We start from the raw sequence: 20,250 nt of genomic DNA on the forward strand, positions 1-20,250 counted from the left end.
CTGCGCCGGCGTCGAAGTCCTATTCGAATTGCTTCGCGTATGCGGCGTCGTTGTAGAGACCCTCTCCGTGCAGGTCTTTTCCAAAGCCGCGGATGATGTTCTGTCCTTCATCGGACGCGACGAAAGCGATGAATTTGGCCGCCCATTCGGCGCCCGGTGTGCTCCCCGGCGGTTGGCACAACCCGTGGTAGACGTTGACCAGGATCTTGTCCCCCTTAAGAAGCACTTTCAGATTCTTCAGGTTCTTCTTTTCGGCTACCCAGGTGCTGCTGTCCGTCATGAAATAGCCCCGCTCGCTATCCGCCATCCTGAGCGTTGCGATCATGAACTGCTTCGTCACGACGTACCAGTCTCCGGATGGGGTGACTCCCGCCTTGGCCCAAATCTGGAGTTCCTTCTTGTGCGTGCCGGAATTGTCTCCCCGTGAAAAAAACTTTGCCTTGGTTTCCGCAATTTTCCGATAGGCCTCGACGGCTGACGAAGTGTTCGCGATACCCGCGGGGTCCGTTGCAGGTCCGACGATGAAGAACTCATTCGAGCCGATAAGCGTGTGGTTTGCGGCCCAGCCTTCCGCCACCGCTTTTTTTTCGGCGTCGGGGCTGTGTCCCATGATCACGTCGGCTGTCTTTTCCTTCAGCATTTTCAGGGATTCGCCCGATCCGGCCTTCTTCCAGCACAGAGTGGTGTTGGTCCGTGCGGTGAACACGTCGGCCAATGCCTTGACCAATCCGAGCTCCCCCGGGCTTCCGGTTGCCAGCACAAACCGGTTCGGACCGGAGCCATAGGTGCCGTCGCACGGCTCGCCGCCGGCGCTAGGCACCGCACCCGTGCCCGCAATCGCCAGGCAGATCGAGAACACCGCCGCTTTGAAGAAAAGAGCTTTCATGAGGGACCTCCTTCGTCCGAGTCAAGGGTGAACAATGTAATATGCGCCGAATTAGCGAGCGCAAAAGGACTGATTCGCGCCATGAGCGCCGTCAGGAAGTCCAATCCGCCACGAGGGATATGCCGGAATGGACATAAGGCGCAGTATAGCATCAAGAGGGCGTTCGAATGCAAGCGCCTATTGCGCCTGTTTGCCCATAAGGCCGGCGTGAGCGCGCTCAATCTTGTGAAGGCGTTTGTCTTGATGCGTCGTTTCCACTATATTCGCACGGGAGCCGGGAAGGGAGAATCGTACACCGGCCCGGCGAGCCGGCCGGGATTTCCGGGGAAGCCCGGGGATCGTTCATCGACACCATGCAAGGATACCGAACGAATGAAACAATATGTGATCGATCAATTGCGCGGGCCCGACTACGAACGGATTCGGGACTATCTGGACGCCAATGCCGAAAAAACGTTCATGGAAGACATGTACTGGGTGAATCTTCCCCCCGGGTTGTACTCCGCCGTGCAAAAGGAGCACGAAAGCTGTCACCCGTTTTATTTTGCCGTCAACCTGTCTCCTACCCAGGTGGACTTCGAGTTCCTGATCCGCAGCCGCCAGATCATTCGCTGCAGTTGCATCGCTTACGCGACGGCGAAGCAGAGGGACTACATCATGGATTACGCCGACGAGATGATCCGGCGGCTGGACATGAAAATATGACCCGCGTCGAGCGCTTCGAACACTCGGAGCGCCGTTTCGGGCGGGCGTAGTGCCCGCGCCTGCGTGACCCTGGGCAACCCGGTGGTCAGGGGCGGACCTGTCCCTGCTCGCGACGAGTCGTGCTCTTCCCGCCCCGTGCATGGAATCGCCGGATTTCGACACCAAACGACGGGTTTCTTCGCCGGACCGTCGGCGGATGGTTCACCGCTTTTCCACGGGCGCCGGGTGAAGCATGAAGTCGGCCAGCACCAGGAGAACCATGGCTTCGCACACCGGGACGATGCGCGGGATGGCCGATACGTCGTGTCGTCCTTTGATGGAGAGGGTGACGGGTTCACCCCTGGTGTTGACGGTCTGTTGCGGTTTTGAGATGGAGGGTATGGGTTTGACGGCCGCCCTCGCGACGATGTCCATCCCGGTGGAAATTCCCGCCAGAACGCCGCCGGCATTGTTGCTTGCATAGCCATCGGGGGTAAGGGGGTCGTTGTTCTCGCTGCCGAGCATGGCGGCGGCGGCAAAACCGGCGCCGATCTCCACTCCTTTCACTGCTCCCACGGACATGAGCGCCCCGGCCAGGCGCGCGTCCAATTTGTCGAAGACAGGCTCTCCGAGGCCCGCCGGACAGCCTCTTGCCGACACTTCGACGACGCCTCCGCAGGAGTCCCCCGCATCCCGCAGTTCCTCGACGCGACGCTCCATGGCGGCTGCGGCTGTCGCATCCGGGCAGAAAAAGGGATTGCGATCGATTTCGTCCCGGTTGAAGGAGTCCACATGCAAGCCGGCGAAGGCAACCGTGTAGGCTTTCACTTCAACGCCACGGCCGGCCAGGAACTTGCGGGCGACGGCGCCGGCGGCCACACGGGCGGCGGTCTCGCGCCCCGAGCTCCGGCCTCCTCCGCGCCAGTCCCTGACGCCGTATTTTTGTTCGTAGGTGCGGTCGCCGTGCCCGGGTCGGTAAACTTCGGCCAATTCCGTGTAATCGCCGCTGCGGACATCCCGGTTGAAAATCACCAGGCTGATGGGCGTGCCTGTGGTGACCCCCTGAAAGACGCCCGAGAGAATCTCCACCCGGTCCGGTTCGCCGCGGGGTGAGGTGAGGCGCTTGCCGGGACGGCGCCGTTCGAGATCGCGCTGGATGTCTTCGGGAGCCAACGGGATTCCCGGCGGACAGCCGTCTATTACGACCCCCAGTGCGGGGCCGTGCGATTCTCCCCAGGTGGTGATACGAAAAAGCCTGCCGAAGCTGCTCCCTGCCACTTTGCCTCCTCGCCGTCCCATGCCGTCGGCATTGACACTCCGGTCGAAAAAGTTATTCTATATGATTGAAGAATATGCTGAAGCAGATACGGTCTGCGACAGATACATCATCGGTTAGGGAGGAATCGGGATGAGCGAGCATCATCCGGAATTTCGCGAGGATCTTGAGAGCCGCACCGAGGAGCAGATCCAGGAGCCTCCGATGTATCGAGTTCTGCTTCACAACGACGATTATACTACAATGGAGTTCGTAGTCGAAATCCTTCAGTCGGTGTTCCACAAATCTCCGTCGGAGGCCACCCGTATCATGTTGCTGGTCCACAAATCGGGTACCGGCGTGTGTGGGGTGTTCACGGCCGAAGTGGCGGAGACGAAGGTGGAGTTGGTGCATCACCTGGCGCGAAAAAACGGATTTCCGCTGCAATGCAGCATGGAAGAAACTTAGATGATCAACAGAGAGCTTGAAATAACGCTGTCGGCCGCGATCAAGGAGGCCAAGACCAGACGGCATGAATTCTTCACCCTGGAGCACGTGCTGTTCGCGATGCTGCACGATGTAACGGGACGGCGCGTCCTTTTCCATTGCGGAGCGGACCTGGAGACGTTGAAAGGGAAGCTGCTCAAGTTTTTTGAGGAGCGGGCGGAGAAGCTTCCGGAGGGCATCGACCAGGATCCGATTCAGACCTTGAGCGTTCAGAGGGTGTTGCAGCGGGCGGTGATGCACGTGCACGGGGCCGAAAAGAAGGAAGTGGATGCCGGGGACATACTGGCCGCGATGTTCTACGAAGAGAACTCTTACGCCGTCTATTTCCTGAAGTCCGAGGGCGTGAGCCGCCTGGATGTGCTGAGCTATATTTCGCACGGCATCTCCAAAGTCGGGTATCCCGAAGAGGATGAGGGGGCCCGGGACGAGCCTGCACACGAGGTCGCGCCCGGGGAGGAAGGCGAACCGCGGAGGACGTCGGCCCTGGAAAGCTTCGCCGTGAACCTCATCGAAAAGGCTGCCCAGGGACGGATCGATCCACTCATCGGGCGTGAGGAAGAGATCCTTAGGACGCTCCAGATCCTTGGACGCAGGAGCAAGAACAACCCGATCTTCGTCGGAGACCCCGGAGTGGGGAAGACGGCGATTGCCGAGGGGCTGGCGCTGAAAATCCAGAAGGGAGAGGTGCCCGAGGTCTTCCAGAACATAGAGATTTTCGCCTTGGACATGGGAGCGCTTCTTGCGGGCACGAAGTTCCGGGGCGATTTCGAGGCGCGCCTCAAAAGCGTGATCCAGGAGCTCAAGAAGAAGGAAGGCGCGATCCTGTTCATCGACGAGATCCACACGGTGGTGGGGGCTGGTGCGACGAGCGGCGGCTCGATGGACGCCTCCAATATCCTCAAGCCCGTTCTGGTCACCGGAGGGCTGCGGTGTATCGGGTCCACCACCTATGAGGAATACAAGAACCACTTTGAGAAAGACCGTGCGCTGAGTCGCCGGTTCCAGAAGGTCGAAATCCACGAGCCCTCCGTGGAGGAGACCTACCGAATCCTGCTGGGACTGCGGCAATACTACGAGAAGCACCATGGGATCCGGTACACGGACGCCGCATTGAGGGCGGCGACGGAACTCTCCAACCGGTTCATCAACGATCGCTATCTGCCGGACAAGGCCATCGACGTCATTGACGAGACGGGGGCCAGCCTGCGGCTGAAGAAAGACCGGCGGGTGCGGCGAGTGGTCGGGCCGAAGGACATCGAGCTGGTGGTGGCCAGGATCGCGAAGATTCCTCCCCGGTCGGTCTCCGCCTCCGACCAGTTGCGGCTTCACAGCCTGGACGAGGAGCTCAAGGGCCAGGTGTTTGGCCAGGACGGGGCCATCGATGTCCTGGTCAAGGCGATCAAGCGGTCTCGAGCGGGTCTGAGGATTCCGGAGCGGCCCATCGGGTCTTTCCTTTTCATCGGGCCTACGGGAGTCGGAAAAACCGAAGTCGCCAAGCAACTGGCACGCATCCTCGGGGTCAATTTCCTGCGCTTCGATATGAGCGAATATATGGAGAAGCACACGGTCGCACGGCTGATCGGCGCGCCTCCGGGGTATATCGGATTCGACCAGGGAGGTCTGCTGACCGACGCCATCCGCAAGCAGCCTTACACGGTCCTGCTGCTGGACGAGATCGAGAAGGCCCACCCCGACCTTTTCAGCATTCTCCTGCAGGTGATGGACCATGCGACGCTCACGGACAACAACGGCAAGAAGGCGGATTTTCGCAACGTCATCCTGCTCATGACCTCAAACGCCGGGGCGCGGGAGATGAGCATGTCGTCCATCGGTTTCGGCGGAGGCACGGTGGAACCCGACCACCGCGCGATCAAGGGCCTGAAGGCCGTGGAGAGCCTCTTCAGCCCGGAATTCCGCAATCGCCTGGACGGGATCGTCCTGTTCAACGGTCTGAACCTCGAGATCATGGAGCAGATTGTCGACAAGTTCGTCGTCGAGATGGAAACGCAACTGGGCGAGAAGAAGATCCGCATGGAATTGAGCGCCGAGGCGAGGCGCTGGCTGGGCGGGCAGGGCTACGACGTGACGTTCGGAGCACGGCCGCTTGCGCGGTTGATCCAGACCGAAGTCAAGGATGTGCTGGCTGACGAAATTCTTTTCGGGAGGCTCATGCACGGGGGCCGCGTGCAGGTCTTCAGACCTGACGAGGCCGTACCGGCAGGCGAGGAGATTCTGAAGACGTCCAACCTGGTCTTCGTTTTTCCGGACGTTCCGGGCGTGCCTGCGGCATAGCGGATTCGAGCAGGCATCATGCCGGTTTTCCGACTGACGGAAGAGTTGATTTTTCCGCCGAGCTACCTTGCGGAGCGGGACGGCCTGCTGGCGGTGGGCGGTGACCTTTCCGCGGAGCGGTTGCTGCTCGCCTACCGACAGGGCATATTCCCCTGGTACACCGAGAAAACCCCGATTCTGTGGTGGTCCCCGGACCCCCGCCTGGTCCTCTTTCCCGCCGAATTGAAGATCTCGATCAGCCTGCGCAGGGTTTTGAGGAAGAACGTCTTCTCGGTTACTTTCGACAGGGCTTTTGCGGATGTGATCCGGCGATGCGCCGAGGTGCGCAGGGCCAGGGACGACAGTACCTGGATCGTGCCCGGGATGGTGACGGCCTATTCCCGGCTGCATCGGCTGGGGTATGCCCATTCGGTGGAGAGTTGGCACGAAGGTGAACTGGTCGGGGGACTCTATGGAGTGGCCCTTGGGCGGGTCTTCTATGGAGAATCCATGTTCACGAGGAAAACCGATGCGTCCAAGGTGGCCCTGGTGCATCTGGTGGACCTTCTGACTCGTGGCGGCTTCCAGTTGATCGACTGCCAGGTGACCACGGCTCACCTTCAGAGCATGGGCGCGCGTGAAATCTCGCGGCGCAGATTCCTGACGCTGCTTGCCGAGAATATCCCGGAGGTGGTGCACGGGGAAAGCTGGGAAGGAGAAAGCTGTTGTGGAAAGCGCCCTTGACTTGCCGGTTGGTCCGCCTGTGATAACGAGGTGCGTTCGAGACTAAGCAACACCTGCCCGGCGGAAGGGGTTGCGGGCGGGGATGCTCCCCTACGGGTCGATATGCCGGTCAGACGCCGCAAAGGGAGGACTTTATGCCCTCCCGCCGTCTCAAGGCGCATGACCTTTCTCGTCGGCAGTGTCGATTTACTGGGCCTGCGTGCCCCCTCAACGGGGACCGACGGCCGGGACCGCGGCTGACCGGGTTCATCTTATCCCCGTGGGACCATGAGGAATTCCAACCCGAAGGTGCTCTTCCCTTCCGCGGAGCTCCCGTAGTAGTGAGTCCAGAGGTAGAAGCCGATGAGCACCAGGGCGATCAACAGCACAAACTTGATGGTTTCGCCGATTCCCTTGCCGGCCGGTCGGTTTGAATAGGGCTGCAGAGATACGTCGGGCCTGGCCCTGGAGTATATCACACCGCACTTGGGGCATTCCTCCGCAGGCACGAAGCCATCATCCTCTTGTCGCCGCACGTGGCCGCATTTTGGGCACTCCCTCATGCTCTCTCCCTTCCCGCTCAACTTATCAAAACTCATCTTGAGGTTCCGCTATAATTCTAATCGGAAGAAATACTGCTCTGCCTGCAATAAGATTAGCAAAATGCCGACGAACCGCTGTAAATTAATAATTCATTGTCCCAGTTCAGACCCAGTCTCATAATTCATCATATCAACAGCAGTAATTTGTAATCAAGTGAATGAAATGTAATGATGATAAGATTACATGCCGTTTATGCTCACGCCTCTCATGCGGCAAAGATGCAGGATTCGGGACAGGGGGCGGCGCGTCGTCCTCGCGGGTGGACCCTATCAACCCTGGTATGGTGGCGGTTCCGCGGCGGGGAAGCCGGGCAAGCGCCGGGGGCCGCGCCTTTTTCATTGCACTCCCGATGAATTGGGGCAATATAGGATGGCTTCCCGTGTCCCGGTCGGGGCGGGGTGCGGGTCGGCACCGCCCCGGTGGAGTCGCGGGGCGGCCAGGGCCGGGAGGTGGCGAACCTTCTCTTCCGAGGTTCGTCGTTCACGCCTTCCTCGAGCGCAGCCCGGTGCGAGCCGGTGCAGGGGCTGCAGGCAACGGACTCTGAGGCTACACGGAGAGAACGGGATGGTGGAAAAAGTCATCATCGTGGGCGCCGCGGGACGGGATTTTCACAATTTCAACGTCTACTTCAAGAACAATCGCCGTTACCGGGTGGTCGCATTCACCGCGGCCCAGATCCCAAACATCGAAAGCCGGCTGTTTCCTCCCGAGCTTTCAGGCGAGCACTATCCTGAAGGTATTCCCATCTATCCGGAAGCCGACATGGCCAGACTGATTCGCGAACACCGGATCGATCTCGTGGCGTTCTCCTACAGCGACGTCGCGCACGTGGACGTGATGCACCGGGCATCCCTGGCCATGGCCGAAGGGGCGGATTTCATCCTCCTGGGGGCCACCTACACGATGCTCAAGTCCCGCAAACCGGTCATTGCCGTCTGCGCGGTTCGGACCGGGTCGGGAAAGTCCCAGACCACGAGAGAGATTTGCAGAATTTTGCAAAATCTGGGCAAGAAGGCCGTTGTCGTGAGGCATCCGATGCCTTATGGGGATCTGCGCAGCCAAATTGTGCAGAGGTTTGCGAGCCGAGAAGACATCGACGTCAATCAGTGCACCATCGAGGAGCGGGAAGAGTACGAACCCCTGGTCGATCGGGGGATCGTGGTCTATGCGGGAATCGATTACGCCCGCATCCTGGAACGGGCGGAGTCCGAATCCGAAATCATCATCTGGGACGGCGGAAACAACGACACGCCGTTTTTTTCCCCGGATTTGCATATCGTGGTCTTCGATCCGCACCGTCCCGGTCATGAGCTTCTCTACTACCCGGGCGAAACCAACCTGATCATGGCCGATGTGGCCATCATCAACAAAGTGGATACGGCACTTCCCGAAAACATCGAGTCCGTGCGGGAAAATATCGGGAAATTTGCCCCCCGCGCGGAGATCATCCTGGCCGAGTCTCCGGTGACGGTGTCCGATCCCCGGCGGGTGCGCGGCAGCAGGGTCCTGGCGGTGGAAGACGGTCCCACGCTCACCCACGGCGGGATGCCGTTCGGGGCGGCAACCATAGCGGCCCGCAAGTACGGCGCCGCCGAGATCGTCGATCCTCATCCTTATGCCGTGGGAACCATTCGTGAAGCCCTGTTGCAGTATCCGCACATCGGCGCCGAGCTCCCCGCGATGGGGTACGGCGAACGCCAGATGCGGGACCTCGAAGCCACCATCAATGCCGTGGATTGCGATCTCGTCCTGGCGTCGACTCCCGTCGACCTGAGCGGTCTTCTGTCCATGAACAAGCCGACGTTGCGCGTTCGTTATGAATACAAGGATCATGGTCGCCCGGGGCTGGAAGAAGTGCTGACGCGCAGGCTGGTCGAATCGGGCATCCTCTGATGGTCCGCCGCGCGTTGCCTGTTCCATGCAGGGCGCGGTCCGCGGTCGATTCCGCCGGACCTTTCACGCCTTGATGCCCCGCAACCGTGTGATGTTCCGGGAGTCGCGAGCATGGCTGTAAGGAAACCCATCCTTTTGGTCGCCCTGGGCGGCAATGCGCTCATTCGCAAGGGACAGCAGGGCACGATCCCCGAACAGCTGGAGAACCTGCGCGTTCCGCTGCGACAGATCGCGCGGCTGGCGGAAGCGCACCGGATTATCATCACGCACGGCAACGGCCCCCAGGTCGGGAATCTGTTGCTGCAGCAGGAATGCTGTTCCGAGGTTCCGAGGCTGCCTCTCGAAATCCTCGTGGCCCAGACGCAGGGCCAGATCGGCTACATGATTGAATCCACTCTGGACAGCGAGCTCATGAGCCTCGGCGTCGACAAGGAACACTACATTGTGAGTGTCCTCAGCTACGTTGTGGTGAATGAAGACGACCCGGCCTTCCTGCATCCTTCGAAACCCATCGGCCCGGCCTTCAACGAAGCGGAGGCGGCCCGGCTTCCGTACCCGACGGTGAGAACCGACAAGGGGTACCGGCGGGTGGTTGCGTCCCCGAAACCGGTCACTATCGTGGAAAAAAGGGAAATCAAGCGGTTGATCGATCTGGGCTTTATCGTCATTTCCTGCGGCGGCGGGGGCATTCCGGTGATCCGGGACAGCCGGACTTTTCACGGCGTGGACGCCGTGATCGACAAGGACCTGGCGAGTGCGCGGCTGGCGGGGGAGATCGGCGTGGACATCTTTCTTATCGCCACGGACGTGGAAGGCGTGGCGCTGCATTACGAACAGGAGACGCGCCGGAGCTGGCTGCGCAGCGTGAGTGTCGGCGATGCCGGCCGGTTCCTCGAGGAAGGACATTTCCCGCCGGGATCCATGGGACCGAAAGTGGAGGCGTGCATCGAATTCATGAAACACGGGGGAACACGCGCCGTAATCGCTTCCATCGAGCGGATCGAGGCCGCCGTCCAAGGCGCGGCCGGCACGGAATTCGCTCCGTGAAGAACGGCCTGCCGAGTCCGTGTGCGCGAGGCCGTCGTTAGCGGCATTATTTTCCGAGCAGTCCGCGCTCCAGGTTGACCACAAAATCCTGCGCATTGGTGAGTATTGACCTGGCGGTCAGCGAGCCCCGGTCGGCGAGCTTGTTGGCGGCGAATTCCGACATATCCACGGTGTAAAAGTACACGGGCCGGACCGAGTCGTCCGGCATGACCCTGTAGGCCGGGATCATGTTGCCCGTGGCGATGGAATGCAGTTGGGTCGCCATGGCGATAACCGTGGTGGCGCGCCGGGCCAGATCGCGCATTCGGTCCTGGGCGGCGTACACATTGGCAATCACTTCCGGCAGAGGACCGTCATCCCGGATGGAACCCGCCAGCACGTACGGCACTCCCGCCCTGGTCACCGCATCCATGATGCCGCCGCTCACCATTCCGATGCGGATCGCCGCTTCGATCGATCCCAGTTCCCTGATCCTGTTGATGGCGTCCAGGTGCTTGTAGTGGCCGAGAGGGACGTGGCGTTTGGTGTAGAGGTCCTGCCCGAGGGCCGTGTTGAAAAGGGCGCCCTCGATATCGTGAGCGGCCAGGGCGTTTCCCGCCAGCAAGCCGTCCACATAGCCGTTGCGGACCAGCAGGGTGAAGGCGTTCCTGGCGTCCCGGTCGAAGGAAACGGCCGGCCCGAGGACCCACAGAATGAAGCCGTGGTTGCGCTCATGGTCGAGAAGTCCGTAGAGCTCATCGTAGTCCGCGGAAAATGCCGTCTCCCTGGAAACCTGGGTCCGGAAGGCGAACTTGTCGGAAAGTGTGTCGGGTTGCCCGAACGCTCCCGAATGGACGAAAATCCCATCTTCGCAGTTTTCCCGCCGACCGATCGCAACCAACTCCCCGGCCGCGATGTGCCTGAATTCCTTCACGGTCAGCGAGCCGTCGCTTTGCAGCACGACCACGCAGTCCATACGGGATTCCCGGGGAAGGCGCCAGTCTCCCGGCGCGACTTGAAAGTACTCGGGATAGATGGATGTGGCGTGATAGTCCCCGGGGGCGACACCGGCCTTGGGGGCGGCCTCAAACCTGGCTGCGGGAGCCGACTTGAACGGCTCCGCCGTGAAATCGGGGGTGCGGTATTCCGGAAGTATGAATGCCATTGCCGTTCAATCTTTCATTCCTTGGACTGACTGCGACGCTTTGCTTCCCGGTAAAAATGAGAGAAGTAATCCATCGCGGACCAGTAACCGAGAACGACGGAAACCCAAAGGAAAAACAGCCCCGCATAGTCCAGCATCCAGTCGATTCGCGGAACGGAAGGCAGGAGAAAGATCAGCGCGATGGTTTGAGACACCATCTTGTTCTTCCCCATGCGACTCGCGTTCAGGATGAGGCCGTGGCCGGCGGCAATGGACCTCAGTCCCGTGATGATGAGCTCTCGTCCGATAATGAGAAAAACGAGCCAGGCCTGAACCTTGCCCAGCGGGATAAGCATGATCAGCACGGCGGAGGTGAGCAGTTTGTCCGCGAGAGGGTCCAGGAGCTTGCCGACGGAAGTCACGAGATTGCGGCGGCGTGCCAGAATGCCGTCCAGATAGTCGGTTATCGAGGCAAGCACGTAAAGCAGGAAAGCCAGGTTCGAGGAATTCATGGACGCCGGGGGGGTGAGCAGAACCACTATGACCGGTATCGTGGCCATCCTGATGTAGGTCAGGATATTGGGCAGATTGGTGAGGCTCTGACGTGAAAGATCACTTCTGTTCATCGCGGTCGCCGAGTTCTTCTTCACCGAGAATATTGTCTTCACCACATTCGGCACGCAGGCCGTCAACGCTCCGCGGACGGGAAGAAAAGGATGGCGAAGCGTTTCCGGCTTCCAACGCCTGCTCTGAAGGCCTATCCCTGGAGGCGCGGGTGACGCGGTTCGAGCCGGTGTGAGCGCTGCGGACACAACACCGGAGACCTCCGGCCCAGCTTCCCTCCGTTTCAGCCATTCCGAGGGAATGACACCAGGTTATCTTGAAAATAGACTTCCGAGGGAGTCTGTTTTCATGTTTTGCGGGTGACCCCGGCGCCATGAGCAATTGGCGGTCAAGATGGATGCATTGGGCGGGAGGGCATCAAGCCCTCCTTTACGTCTGGCCGGCACATCGGTCCGCAGGGGCGGGAATTTCCCCCACCCGCGTCACCGCCCGATGGGCAAGCGTTATGCAATCTTGAACGCACCTCGGTATAAGATGAGCTTGACGGCTTCCGATGTGGTGCCCGATTCGGTCCTCCCATCAAAGGCCGATAAGCCTGCTTGCGACGTTATGGATAGGCGTCGAGCTGAAAACCGTTCCACTCATGCCGTCTCTCATCCGTTCGGAGCGATCGGTTCCTCTCTCCCCGTCTTTACCACGAGGAGGGAACGGCGGCAAGGGTGCCCGTAACCTGCCCGTTTCGCTCAGGTCATGGATTCCCTTGATCCCGGTCAGGGAACGGAACACGGCGTGCCCGTGTGAAATGAAAAAACTGCCGGGATCATTGTCTATAGCGGGAATAGTAATCCATCACACGCTGTACGTAAACCTGCGTTTCATCGAAGGGTGGAATTCCCTTGTACTTCTCGACATTTTCGGGACCGGCATTGTAGGCGGCGACAGCCAGGGGGATGTTGTTGAACCGCTCGATGAGCATTTTGAGGTAGCGGGCTCCCCCGTCGATGTTCTCGCCGGGATCGAAGGGGTTGAGCACTCCCAGATCCCTGGATGTGCCGGGCATCAGCTGCATCAGGCCCATGGCACCCTTGGGGGAAACCGCCTGTGGATTGTACCCGGATTCGGCCCTGATCACGGCCCGCACGAGGTTGTAGTCCAGTCCGTGCCGCATGCAAACCATCCTGATCTGCGGGTCGAAGTAATTCTGATTCTTGGGGTTACAGGCGGAGTAGAACGTACGGTGCGGAAAATACTTGACGAAGTTCGCCTGCGTAACCGGAGGCAGGGTCAGCGATTTGGCCTCCGGTTGCACGGGCGTATTGGTAAAGTGGATCACGCCGTCCTTGTCCACGTACTTGTAAATGTCCGCCCGCGCATGAGATTGAAAGAGAAGCAACAGGCAAATCATACCCCAGGCGGTTGCTATGGAGGCCACACCTAGTCTTGTCGGATGCTTCATGATCTTACCTCACGATCTGTTACTGTTACCGGGTGCCGCAAAGCGTGTCGAACAATCCGCCCCGAATGTCGCGCCTGCGAAGGCCGGGGTTCGGGAAGTCCCGGGAAACCCGGATTCGCGCCTTCGCGCGCACGAAGAAGAGGGTTCCCCGGACTTTTTCCATATGCTCCTAGACCCTCTGTTTCTCAACCTTTTCCCAATCCTTCAGAAATCGCTCCACTCCCAGATCCGTCAGAGGATGATGAGCGAGTTGGTCGATCACCTTGAACGGGATTGTGGCAATGTCCGCCCCGAGCTTGGCCGCCGCAAGCACGTGCAGCGGGTTGCGCACGCTGGCGACGATGATCTCGGTCTCAAAAAGATAGTTGGAAAAGATTTCGAGAATCTCTTCCACCAGGTTCATGCCGTCCGCGGAGATGTCGTCCAGGCGCCCGACGAACGGGCTGATGTAAGTTGCACCGGCCTTGGCGGCCATCAAGGCCTGCAGAGGTGAAAACACCAGGGTGACGTTGGTCTTGATGCCTTCTTCGGAAAGCTGCCGAACAGCCTTGAGGCCGTCTATGGTCATTGGAATCTTGACCACGACATGAGGATCGATGGCGGCCAAAGACCGGGCCTCCACGATCATCTTTTCGGCATCGGTGCTTACGGCCTCCGCGCTGACCGGGGCCTGGATCAGTTCGCAGATGGTCTTGATATGCCGTATGAAGTCCTCACGATTTGCGATGCCTTCTTTGGCAATGAGGCTCGGATTGGTGGTCACGCCATCCAGAATCCCCAAGCTGTGCGCTTCCTTGATTTCGTCCAGATTGGCGGTATCGATGAAAAACTTCATTCCGATTCTCCTGTTCCACATCTACCCGGAACGGTGTTTTTCCAGGTATTTGCCGCGGCAGGTTTCACTGCAGAAGTACACGGTCTGCCCGTCGATTCTGGCTTCCACGCCCTGTTGCCTGGCAAAATAGGTGCCGCACTGAGGGTCCTGAACGAGCTCCGTGGCGTCGTTCTCGGCACTGTCGTTCCGGTTCATTTTTCCGGCAAGCAAATGAAAATAGCGCTTTGCCAACAGATAGCCCACAAAAATGAGTGTTGCAATAATAATGAATCGGCCCATGTATTCATTCCAATTATTCCAATCGCCATATTTCCCGGTCGGTCGCGGCGCCGGACAATCGCTTCAACAGGTCCTCGGCGGTCATCCGCAGCTCCGGGTGAACCCACTTCGGGGCAATCTCGGCAAGAGGAACCAGCACGAACAGGCGTTCATGCAGCCCGGGGTGGGGTATCCGCAGATTGGGCAACGATACGATTCGGTCGCCGAACGCCAGCAGATCGAGATCCAGAGTCCGCGGGCCCCATCTCACATCGCGTTTTCTGCCAAACTGCTCTTCAATCTCCATCAGGACCGCCAGCAGCGCTTCCGGCTCGAGTCTGCTCCGGCACTGGACAGCCGCGTTGATGAACCATTCCTGCACGATCGGTCCCAAAGGCTTGGTCCGGTAGAGCGAGGAGACCTTTTGGACGTCGATTTCCCTGCGCTGCCTCAAGGCTTCGATGGCCCCCAGGCAGATGCCCCGTGCATCGCCCAGATTGCCGCCGATGCCGATGAAGACCGTCTCCATTCGTTCACACAAGTCCGGGGCGCCGTCCATGCGGGACCGCGCTCAAAAAGACAACTTCCGCATCCGTTCGACCGCTTCCCGGACCCGCTCTTTGTCCACCGTGAGCGCCATGCGGATGTATCCTTCACCCGGCGCCCCGAAGCCGCTTCCGGGCGTCGCCACGATGCCCGCTTCTCTCAACAGCAGGGACGAAAAATCCTTGGACGAATAGCCCGGAGGCGTCGGACACCAGACATAGAAAGTCGCCCTGGGCACCTCGGGATGCAACCCGATGCGTTTCAGGCCTTCGATGAGGATGTCCAGGCGTTCCTTGTAAATCCGCTGCATTTCGACGACGCAGCCCTGGTCGCCTTCGAGTGCCGTGATGCCGGCCCACTGGACGGCGTTGAACGCCCCGGAATCGATGTTGCTCTTCACCTGGCCGAGTCCCGCCAGGATGTCCGCGTTCCCGACCGCAAATCCCAGCCTCCAGCCGGTCATGTTATAGGTCTTTGAAAGGGAATGGAATTCGACGCCGACTTCTCCGGCGCCGGGGAGCTCCAGGAAACTCAGCGGCCGGTAGCCGCCGAAAGCCATTTCCGTATAGGCGGCGTCATGGCACACAATCACGTCGTATTCGCGGGCAAACGCAATGACCTTTTCGAAGAAATCCCGCTCGGCGGTGGCCCCTGTAGGGTTGTTGGGATAATTGATAAACATGACTTTGGCCCGTCTGGCCACGTCCGCGGGGATGGAGTCCAGATCGGGCAGGAACCCGTTCTCCCGCACCAGGGGCATGAAGTAGGATTCTCCCCCGGCGAACATCGTCGCCACATGATAGACCGGATACGCCGGAGTGGGTACCAGGGCGAGATCCCCGGGATTGATCACCGCCAGCGGGAAGTGAGCGAGCCCTTCCTTGGAACCGATCAAGGTCAATACTTCGCTCAAGGGATCGAGCTCCACGCCGAACCGGCGCTTATACCACCCCGCGACGCTCACCTTGAAATCGTTCATGCCGGAGTAAGAAGGATATTGATGGGTGGACGGGTCTTCGGCGGCTGTCTTGAGCCTTGCGATAATGTGGTCGGGAGTCGGAAGGTCCGGATCCCCGACGCCCAGGTTGATGACGTCCACGCCCTTGGCTGTGAGCTCGGCTTTGAGCCGGTCGATTTCCTGGAAGAGGTAGGGGGGAAGGAGTTTCAACCGTTCCGCTTTGACGAATGCCATCTGTGCCTCCGCTGATTCAACTGCAACCTCGTGAGGGGACTCCCCGTTGCCGCCGCAAGTCAGGCCGGGCAGCCCACCCGGTGGTTCCCGCGTCATGCCCGGCGGGCGGGACGATCCGGTTCGACCGGAATCCGCACCTCCCGCCGGGCGGGGTCGGGATTGAGGTGGAGGAGAACTCCCTCGGTATTAAATACAATCGGACAAGCGCTCAAAACCGTTGATGCGATTTTGCGGGGTAAGTCGGCGGATGCCGGCGTCGCACCTCACTTCATGCCCAAAACGTGGTCCATGCCGTAAAGCCCCGGGGGCTGACGGACTACCCACAGAGCGGCCCGGATGGCGCCCCTGGCGAAGTTGTCCCGGCTCTGAGCGCGGTGAACGATTTCGATCCTTTCACCCGAGCCGGCGAACATCACCGTGTGCTCCCCGACGATGTCACCGCCGCGAATGGTTTGGATGCCGATCTCATTGCCGGTCCGCTCCCCGATCAAGCCCCGGCGCGCATAGACACCGACTTCCTCAAGATTCCTGCCGAGCGCCCCCGCCGCCACCTGGGCCAACTTCAGGGCGGTCCCGCTCGGAGCGTCCTTCTTGAGCCGGTGATGGGCCTCGATGATCTCCACGTCGAAACTCTCACCCAGGAGCCGGGCCACGTCCCCCACCACCTTGAACAGAACGTTCACGCCCATACTCATGTTGGGGGAAATCACGCACGGCACTCTTCCGGCGAGTTTTTCGGCTTCCTCCAACTGTTCCCTGGCGAATCCCGTGGACCCGATCACCATCGCTTTTCCCCTGGCGGACGCCTGCCTCAGGTGCTCAAGAGACGCGGCCGCAAGAGTGAAGTCGAGCACGACGTCGACGGTGTCGAGCACTTGTGCGATGTGGCTTGTCACTTTCAGCCCGGTGGGCGAACCACCGATGATCTCGCTGATTTCCCTGTTCACGGCCTGATGGCCCGAATGTTCGAAACCACCCGCCAGCTCGATGCCGTCCGTTTCACGGATCAACTGGGCGATTCTGGAGCCCATTCTGCCGGCTATCCCGGCAACCGCAGCGCGAACCATTGCTTTCTCCTCCGCTCAACGCCGGGGCGCTCGCTAGATCAGTCCGTAAGCCTGGAGATCCTGGCGGAGACGCAGCCTGTTGGCCGGTGACATGGGGGCCAGAGGCAGGCGCAACTCATCGCTCGGGATCTTGTTCATCATGGCCAGCGCGGCTTTGACCGGAGCCGGGTTCGTCTCGTAGAAGAGCCCGTGGCAGAGCGGCAGCAGCCGGTAGTACAGCTTCCGCGCGGCGTCGAAATCGCCGCCGAGGAACAGGTTGCACAGATTGGCCATGTCCGCCGGGGCGATGTTGGAGACCACGGATATGACGCCCTTGCCGCCCACGCACAGCAGGGGAAAGGTGAGGAAGTCCTCTCCGGACAGCACAACCAGCTCGTCTCCGCACCGCGCAATGATGTCCGTGATCTGCTTCATGCTCCCCGCGGCTTCCTTGATGGCCACGATGTTATCGATTTTCGCGAGCCGCGCGATCGTATCCGGTTCCATATTGACGGCCGTCCGACCGGGAATATTGTACGGCACCAGAGGGATATCGACCGCTTTGGCGATTTTCTCGTAATGACGATACAAACCTTCCTGCGTCGGCTTGTTGTAATAAGGACTGATCAGCAATGCCCCATCGGCTCCGGCGTTCTTGGCATGTTTCGTCAGGCGGATGGCTTCCTCGGTGTTGTTGGAGCCAGTCCCGGCGATAACCGGAACACGTTTGTCGACCTGCTCCACGGCGATTTCGATGACGCGCTCGTGTTCATTGAAGCTGAGCGTCGCCGATTCGCCGGTGGTTCCGCAAGGCACAATGCCGTGGGTTCCATTGGCGATCTGGAATTCAATCAGGTTGCGGAACGTCTCTTCGTCCACCTGACCGGCTTTGAACGGTGTCACTATTGCCACCATCGCGCCCTGAAACATACGTTCCTCCCTATTCCCTCAATGTTTCTTTCCAAAGTTCCGCCTCGTAGACCACTTTCGCGTCGCCTTCCAGGTATACCTGTGAGAACTCCGCCGCGGCCCCGGTGGACGGGTTGTCAAAATAGATGGTCAGGGTTTCTCCACTTCTCGTCCGAACCTCCACCGGCGATTGCACCATGCCCTTGGCGGCGGCGACCAGCGCGGAGGCGATGGAGCCCGTTCCGCACGCCAGCGTCTCGTCTTCGACCCCTCGCTCGTAGGTGCGGATCGCCATGTGGTTCGCGTCTTCCACGAGGGCGAAATTGACGTTGGAGCCGGCGGGTTGAAATCGCCGGTGGTGACGCAGCAGACGCCCCCAATGGAATACGTTCATCTCCTCGAGCGCCCGGTCGTTCTCGAGGAAGCATACGACGTGCGGCACGCCGGTATTGATGAAATGAAGACGAAACGAGCGCTGTTCGGCCTCGACATTCAGGTCCGGTTCCAGACCATGGGGCGGAGTCATTCGGATCTTGACTCGCGGTTCCTTGATCTCCGCCTCGATGATTCCCGCCAGAGTCCGGAAGGACATGCGGGATTTGGCGACAATCCCCTTGATATGAGCGAACCTGGCGGCGCAGCGCGCGCCGTTGCCGCACATCTCCGCCTCGCTTCCATCCGCGTTGAAAAAGCGCCATCTGAAATCGACCTCGGGGTCGTTTTCGATGAGGATCAACCCGTCGGCGCCCACCGAAAGTTTCCTGCGACAGGCCAGGCGCGCCAGTTCCCGCCCCTGCTCAGGGCTGATCCCCTGAGCGCGGTTGTCGAGCACGATGAAGTCATTCCCGCTCCCGGTCATCTTTAGAAAGCGGGTCCGTTCGTTTTCAACGGGCATCGATTCGACTCCGATTGCCGGATGCTCCGGTTTTTTATTCAAGCATCAATACTCAGCGGGAATCCCACAGACGCTGCAACCGCGGCTTTTCCCCGCCGCGTTTCGTCGGCGGGCTCCCCGTACGCCGACAGGAGAGGACGCGGCGAAATCGTCCTCCCGGTCGAGCGCCCCCCGGTCAGGCCGGCTGTTTGTCCGAGCTCAAGAAAGCGGGAATGGTTTCGCACTGGATCAAATCGTCCCAGGTCTCCCGTCTTCTTATCACAAAATACCGGTCGTCCTTGACCAATACCTCCGCGGCCCGCGGCCTCGAATTGTAGTTCGACGACATGGTGAACCCGTAGGCGCCTGCGCTCATGACCGCCAGGAAGTCTCCCGATTCGACCATGGGCAGTCCCCGGTCCTTGGCGATGAAATCCCCCGATTCGCAAATCGGCCCCACAACATCCACAATGTGGCTTTCCCTGCTCTGTCTCCGCAATGGTTGGACCTGGTGATAGGAACCGTACAGGCTGGGGCGGATCAGATCGTTCATGGCCGTATCGGTGATGATGAAGCTCTTGCTCTGCGTTCTCTTGGTGTAGAGCACTCTGGCCAGCAAAACCCCTGCGTTGCCGACGATAACGCGCCCCGGTTCGAAAATCAATGTGCAATGCATTCCCTTCAGCTCCCGCAGAATGGCTCGGGCATATTCGCGCGGCTCCGGGGGGGCCTCCTGGTCGTAAACGATACCGAGTCCGCCGCCCAGATCGAGGTATTGGATCGTGATTCCGACCGCCTCGAGCTTCTCGATCAGCAAGCGCAGCCGCTTGAGCGCATCCACAAACGGCGAGATTTCGGTCAATTGGCTCCCGATGTGGCAGTCGACACCGACCACCTCGACATGGTCGAGGCTCCTGGCGCGTTCGTATGCTTTGACCGCGCTGTCGATCTCGATTCCGAATTTGTTCTTTTTCATTCCCGTGGAAATATACGGGTGGGTGTTGGGATCGACGTCGGGGTTGACCCGCAGTGCGATGCGTGCCCGGCACCCGAAAGCGGCGGCCCGCGCGTTGATGGCCTCCAGTTCCTGCGTGGATTCGATGTTGAACATCAGGATGTTTTCCCGCAGTGCGTAGTCGATTTCCTCCAGGGTCTTGCCCACCCCGGAATAAACGATCTTATCCGGAGCTATCCCCGCTTGTCGGGCTCGATAGAGCTCACCGCCCGAAACGATGTCGACCCCGCCACCAAGGGAACCGAACAGCCGCAGTACCGCCAGGTTGGAATTGGCCTTGACCGAGAAACAGGTCAGGTGGGGCACGCCCTCGAACGCCGAGTCGAACACCGTGAAGTGATGGAGCAGCGTGGCGTGGCTGTAAACGTAGCATGGAGTTCCCACGCGCGCAGCCAGTTCGCGCAGGGGAACCCGTTCGCAGTAAAGCTCATCGTTGTGATAGTGGAAATGGTGCATCAAGAATCCCCTGTCGGCGGAACCCGTCATGGAGCTCCGGTATTGCGAGTTCTTGCTGCCGCTCCGACCTTCGAGCGGTGTTTGAGCGATCACGACCGCCGTGAGAA

General features: G+C 60.0%; 20 protein-coding genes. 6 read left to right on the top strand and 14 right to left on the bottom strand.

Annotation, left to right across the window (positions count from 1 at the left end; all coding sequences use genetic code 11):
* Nucleotides 1–19: 19 nt before the first annotated feature.
* Nucleotides 20–886, bottom strand: coding sequence for an ABC transporter substrate-binding protein (locus tag SFUM_RS00215; protein WP_011696915.1), 867 nt, complete (start codon nt 884–886; stop codon nt 20–22).
* A 372-nt stretch (nt 887–1,258) separates the two neighbouring features.
* On the opposite strand from SFUM_RS00215, the gene SFUM_RS22805 reads away from it, so the two are divergent.
* Nucleotides 1,259–1,591 carry a hypothetical protein gene (locus tag SFUM_RS22805; protein WP_011696916.1) on the top strand — a complete coding sequence of 111 codons (333 nt, stop codon included), beginning with the start codon at nt 1,259–1,261 and terminating at the stop codon, nt 1,589–1,591.
* A 201-nt stretch (nt 1,592–1,792) separates the two neighbouring features.
* Here the strand turns inward: SFUM_RS22805 and aroC are convergent, their stop codons facing one another.
* Nucleotides 1,793–2,848: a chorismate synthase gene (gene aroC, locus SFUM_RS00225; RefSeq protein ID WP_011696917.1), complete on the bottom strand. Its 1,056-nt coding sequence runs from the start codon at nt 2,846–2,848 to the stop codon at nt 1,793–1,795.
* A 130-nt stretch (nt 2,849–2,978) separates the two neighbouring features.
* Here aroC and clpS point away from each other — a divergent pair, with 130 nt between their 5' ends.
* Genes clpS through aat form a run of 3 tightly spaced genes read left to right on the top strand, consistent with a single transcriptional unit; the run spans nt 2,979 to nt 6,347 of the window.
* The gene (clpS, locus tag SFUM_RS00230) at nt 2,979–3,293 is read left to right on the top strand and encodes an ATP-dependent Clp protease adapter ClpS (RefSeq protein WP_041439485.1); all 315 of its coding nucleotides are present in this window, start codon (nt 2,979–2,981) and stop codon (nt 3,291–3,293) included.
* Nucleotides 3,294–5,624, top strand: coding sequence for an ATP-dependent Clp protease ATP-binding subunit ClpA (clpA, locus tag SFUM_RS00235; RefSeq protein WP_011696919.1), 2,331 nt, complete (start codon nt 3,294–3,296; stop codon nt 5,622–5,624).
* Nucleotides 5,625–5,642: 18 nt separating this feature from the next.
* The gene (gene aat, locus SFUM_RS00240) at nt 5,643–6,347 is read left to right on the top strand and encodes a leucyl/phenylalanyl-tRNA--protein transferase (RefSeq protein ID WP_011696920.1); all 705 of its coding nucleotides are present in this window, start codon (nt 5,643–5,645) and stop codon (nt 6,345–6,347) included.
* Between the two features lie 251 nt (nt 6,348–6,598).
* Here aat and SFUM_RS00245 read toward each other — a convergent pair whose 3' ends face one another.
* Complete coding sequence (locus tag SFUM_RS00245; protein WP_150109391.1) at nt 6,599–6,835, bottom strand: hypothetical protein; 237 nt, start codon at nt 6,833–6,835, stop codon at nt 6,599–6,601.
* A gap of 658 nt (nt 6,836–7,493) precedes the next feature.
* Here SFUM_RS00245 and SFUM_RS00250 point away from each other — a divergent pair.
* Together SFUM_RS00250 and SFUM_RS00255 are read left to right on the top strand one after the other, a co-directional pair.
* Nucleotides 7,494–8,822, top strand: coding sequence for a cyclic 2,3-diphosphoglycerate synthase (locus SFUM_RS00250; RefSeq protein WP_011696922.1), 1,329 nt, complete (start codon nt 7,494–7,496; stop codon nt 8,820–8,822).
* Nucleotides 8,823–8,933: 111 nt separating this feature from the next.
* On the top strand, nt 8,934–9,869 hold the full coding sequence (locus SFUM_RS00255; RefSeq protein ID WP_011696923.1) for a carbamate kinase: 936 nt from the start codon (nt 8,934–8,936) through the stop codon (nt 9,867–9,869).
* 46 nt (nt 9,870–9,915) lie between these two features.
* Here the strand turns inward: SFUM_RS00255 and SFUM_RS00260 are convergent, their stop codons facing one another.
* The 11 genes from SFUM_RS00260 to lysA form a co-directional block, all read right to left on the bottom strand.
* Nucleotides 9,916–11,013 (bottom strand): putative NPN-dependent ornithine cyclodeaminase, encoded by a 1,098-nt coding sequence (locus SFUM_RS00260; RefSeq protein WP_011696924.1) that lies wholly within the window; start codon nt 11,011–11,013, stop codon nt 9,916–9,918.
* A gap of 14 nt (nt 11,014–11,027) precedes the next feature.
* On the bottom strand, nt 11,028–11,618 hold the full coding sequence (gene pgsA, locus SFUM_RS00265; RefSeq protein ID WP_011696925.1) for a CDP-diacylglycerol--glycerol-3-phosphate 3-phosphatidyltransferase: 591 nt from the start codon (nt 11,616–11,618) through the stop codon (nt 11,028–11,030).
* Nucleotides 11,619–12,376: 758 nt separating this feature from the next.
* Nucleotides 12,377–13,012 carry a lytic transglycosylase domain-containing protein gene (locus SFUM_RS00270; RefSeq protein ID WP_011696926.1) on the bottom strand — a complete coding sequence of 212 codons (636 nt, stop codon included), beginning with the start codon at nt 13,010–13,012 and terminating at the stop codon, nt 12,377–12,379.
* Between the two features lie 169 nt (nt 13,013–13,181).
* Nucleotides 13,182–13,847, bottom strand: a complete 666-nt coding sequence (fsa, locus tag SFUM_RS00275) for a fructose-6-phosphate aldolase (RefSeq protein WP_011696927.1) — start codon at nt 13,845–13,847, stop codon at nt 13,182–13,184.
* Between the two features lie 21 nt (nt 13,848–13,868).
* Nucleotides 13,869–14,126 carry a TRASH domain-containing protein gene (locus tag SFUM_RS00280; RefSeq protein ID WP_011696928.1) on the bottom strand — a complete coding sequence of 86 codons (258 nt, stop codon included), beginning with the start codon at nt 14,124–14,126 and terminating at the stop codon, nt 13,869–13,871.
* Nucleotides 14,127–14,139: 13 nt separating this feature from the next.
* Complete coding sequence (gene folK / locus SFUM_RS00285) at nt 14,140–14,634, bottom strand: 2-amino-4-hydroxy-6-hydroxymethyldihydropteridine diphosphokinase (protein WP_011696929.1); 495 nt, start codon at nt 14,632–14,634, stop codon at nt 14,140–14,142.
* A 42-nt stretch (nt 14,635–14,676) separates the two neighbouring features.
* Nucleotides 14,677–15,843: an LL-diaminopimelate aminotransferase gene (locus SFUM_RS00290; protein ID WP_011696930.1), complete on the bottom strand. Its 1,167-nt coding sequence runs from the start codon at nt 15,841–15,843 to the stop codon at nt 14,677–14,679.
* 263 nt (nt 15,844–16,106) lie between these two features.
* Nucleotides 16,107–16,910, bottom strand: coding sequence for a 4-hydroxy-tetrahydrodipicolinate reductase (dapB, locus tag SFUM_RS00295; RefSeq protein WP_011696931.1), 804 nt, complete (start codon nt 16,908–16,910; stop codon nt 16,107–16,109).
* Nucleotides 16,911–16,943: 33 nt separating this feature from the next.
* A complete protein-coding gene (dapA, locus tag SFUM_RS00300) occupies nt 16,944–17,819 on the bottom strand; it encodes a 4-hydroxy-tetrahydrodipicolinate synthase (protein WP_011696932.1) in 876 nt (291 codons plus the stop codon).
* 10 nt (nt 17,820–17,829) lie between these two features.
* The gene (gene dapF, locus SFUM_RS00305) at nt 17,830–18,693 is read right to left on the bottom strand and encodes a diaminopimelate epimerase (RefSeq protein ID WP_011696933.1); all 864 of its coding nucleotides are present in this window, start codon (nt 18,691–18,693) and stop codon (nt 17,830–17,832) included.
* Between the two features lie 175 nt (nt 18,694–18,868).
* On the bottom strand, nt 18,869–20,143 hold the full coding sequence (gene lysA, locus SFUM_RS00310; RefSeq protein WP_041441224.1) for a diaminopimelate decarboxylase: 1,275 nt from the start codon (nt 20,141–20,143) through the stop codon (nt 18,869–18,871).
* Nucleotides 20,144–20,250: the final 107 nt, after the last annotated feature.

This window comes from Syntrophobacter fumaroxidans MPOB (genome assembly GCF_000014965.1).
GTDB lineage: Bacteria > Desulfobacterota > Syntrophobacteria > Syntrophobacterales > Syntrophobacteraceae > Syntrophobacter > Syntrophobacter fumaroxidans.

Bases quoted from the DNA above. Each gene is read 5' to 3' on its own strand.
- SFUM_RS00215 (WP_011696915.1), bottom strand. From the start codon at position 886: ATGAAAGCTCTTTTCTTCAAAGCGGCGGTGTTCTCGATCTGCCTGGCG.
- SFUM_RS22805 (WP_011696916.1), top strand. From the start codon at position 1,259: ATGAAACAATATGTGATCGATCAATTGCGCGGGCCCGACTACGAACGG.
- clpS (WP_041439485.1), top strand. From the start codon at position 2,979: ATGAGCGAGCATCATCCGGAATTTCGCGAGGATCTTGAGAGCCGCACC.
- clpA (WP_011696919.1), top strand. From the start codon at position 3,294: ATGATCAACAGAGAGCTTGAAATAACGCTGTCGGCCGCGATCAAGGAG.
- aat (WP_011696920.1), top strand. From the start codon at position 5,643: ATGCCGGTTTTCCGACTGACGGAAGAGTTGATTTTTCCGCCGAGCTAC.
- SFUM_RS00250 (WP_011696922.1), top strand. From the start codon at position 7,494: ATGGTGGAAAAAGTCATCATCGTGGGCGCCGCGGGACGGGATTTTCAC.
- SFUM_RS00255 (WP_011696923.1), top strand. From the start codon at position 8,934: ATGGCTGTAAGGAAACCCATCCTTTTGGTCGCCCTGGGCGGCAATGCG.
- SFUM_RS00260 (WP_011696924.1), bottom strand. From the start codon at position 11,013: ATGGCATTCATACTTCCGGAATACCGCACCCCCGATTTCACGGCGGAG.
- pgsA (WP_011696925.1), bottom strand. From the start codon at position 11,618: ATGAACAGAAGTGATCTTTCACGTCAGAGCCTCACCAATCTGCCCAAT.
- SFUM_RS00270 (WP_011696926.1), bottom strand. From the start codon at position 13,012: ATGAAGCATCCGACAAGACTAGGTGTGGCCTCCATAGCAACCGCCTGG.
- fsa (WP_011696927.1), bottom strand. From the start codon at position 13,847: ATGAAGTTTTTCATCGATACCGCCAATCTGGACGAAATCAAGGAAGCG.
- SFUM_RS00280 (WP_011696928.1), bottom strand. From the start codon at position 14,126: ATGGGCCGATTCATTATTATTGCAACACTCATTTTTGTGGGCTATCTG.
- folK (WP_011696929.1), bottom strand. From the start codon at position 14,634: ATGGAGACGGTCTTCATCGGCATCGGCGGCAATCTGGGCGATGCACGG.
- SFUM_RS00290 (WP_011696930.1), bottom strand. From the start codon at position 15,843: ATGGCATTCGTCAAAGCGGAACGGTTGAAACTCCTTCCCCCCTACCTC.
- dapB (WP_011696931.1), bottom strand. From the start codon at position 16,910: ATGGTTCGCGCTGCGGTTGCCGGGATAGCCGGCAGAATGGGCTCCAGA.
- dapA (WP_011696932.1), bottom strand. From the start codon at position 17,819: ATGTTTCAGGGCGCGATGGTGGCAATAGTGACACCGTTCAAAGCCGGT.
- dapF (WP_011696933.1), bottom strand. From the start codon at position 18,693: ATGCCCGTTGAAAACGAACGGACCCGCTTTCTAAAGATGACCGGGAGC.
- lysA (WP_041441224.1), bottom strand. From the start codon at position 20,143: ATGCACCATTTCCACTATCACAACGATGAGCTTTACTGCGAACGGGTT.